2 protein-coding genes are annotated in these 1,324 nt (G+C 41.8%); both read left to right on the forward strand.

Features of this window, described 5'->3' with window-relative positions; all coding sequences use genetic code 11:
- Positions 1–90: 90 nt before the first annotated feature.
- The gene (locus NJ959_RS29620) at positions 91–675 is read left to right on the forward strand and encodes a biotin transporter BioY (protein ID WP_254015344.1); all 585 of its coding nucleotides are present in this window, start codon (positions 91–93) and stop codon (positions 673–675) included.
- Positions 676–844: 169 nt separating this feature from the next.
- Positions 845–1,315, forward strand: coding sequence for a signal peptidase II (lspA, locus tag NJ959_RS29625; protein WP_254015345.1), 471 nt, complete (start codon positions 845–847; stop codon positions 1,313–1,315).
- Positions 1,316–1,324 lie beyond the last annotated feature (9 nt).

A 1,324-nucleotide genomic window follows, 5' to 3' on the forward strand; every position in this document is an offset into this window, starting at 1 on the left:
CTACTCCCCACTCCCCACTCCCCATTCCCGATCGCAAAAGATAGCACGCATCAGGTATAGAATGGGAAATTTGAGATATTAGCCACAGACGTGTCTGCTCCGAATGAACTGATATGGGCATTAATTGGTTTACTGCTGACAATCGGCGGAACTTTCCTGGAAGCCTTTGTAACTAACCCCCCTTGGGATTGGTATAGTCACGGCATCCAAACGGTATCACTGGGGGTAACCTGTCAAATCGGGGCTGTACTACTAGCAGGTTGTTTAGGCGGCAAAAATGCAGGTGCCCTTTCTCAGATTGCATATATTGTCATTGGCTTAAATCTCCCAGTATTTGACCAAGGCGGTGGTTTAGGCTATTTAAAGGAACCCAGCTTCGGTTACCTTCTGGGTTTTATTGCAGGTGCGTGGGTTTGTGGTTTTCTGTCTTTTCGGATGCCCCCACGTTTGGAATCCCTAGGATTTAGCTGCATCTGTGGACTTTTAACTGTCCATATATATGGTCTGGCTTATTTGCTCGTTTTCCATCTGATTTTCAACTGGGCAAGTATTGGCAGTTTGTCTTTGATTCAGGCAATCCTGAAATATTCTCTTTATCCCTTGCCAGGTCAACTCGTGGTAGTCTGTGCTGTGACCGTTGTCGCCTTTGGGCTGCGACAAATAATGTTTTATTAGTTGTTGTTTGTTGTTCGTTGGCAAGGGGCTTAAGCCCCTTGTTTAACCCCTTGTTGTATAAAATGCGTCTCGCCTGTTACAGTTGTTCGTTGTTCCTCAAATAACAAATAACCAACAACTAACAACAAATAACCAACAACTAACAACAAATAACCAACAACAAATAACCATGCCTATAAAAAATCGCTTCTTCTGGCTTGCTGCTATTATCAGTGTGATTTTAGATCGGTTTACCAAATATTTAATCGTACAGAATTTTACACTAACGGAAACTTTTCCTTTGTTACCAGGTATATTTCACTTCACCTACGTGACTAATACAGGAGCTGCCTTTAGTCTGTTTCAGGGAGGAATTTGGTTGCGTTGGTTGTCCCTATTAGTCAGTCTCGGTTTAATTGCATTAGCTATCTTGTCACCAAGTTTAAAACGTTTTGAACAGCTAGGTTATGGGTTTATATTAGGTGGTGCAATGGGTAATGGTATTGACCGATTTGCTACAGGTTATGTAGTTGATTTTATTGATTTTAGAGTAATTCGCTTTCCTGTATTTAATCTGGCAGATGTTTTTATTAATGTGGGAATTATTTGTTTACTGATTTCTACCTTTCGCTATACGTCTTCAGGGGAGAATGGGGAGTAGGGAGTGGGG

It is taken from the genome of Limnofasciculus baicalensis BBK-W-15 (genome assembly GCF_024178385.1).
Lineage (GTDB): Bacteria > Cyanobacteriota > Cyanobacteriia > Cyanobacteriales > Coleofasciculaceae > Limnofasciculus > Limnofasciculus baicalensis.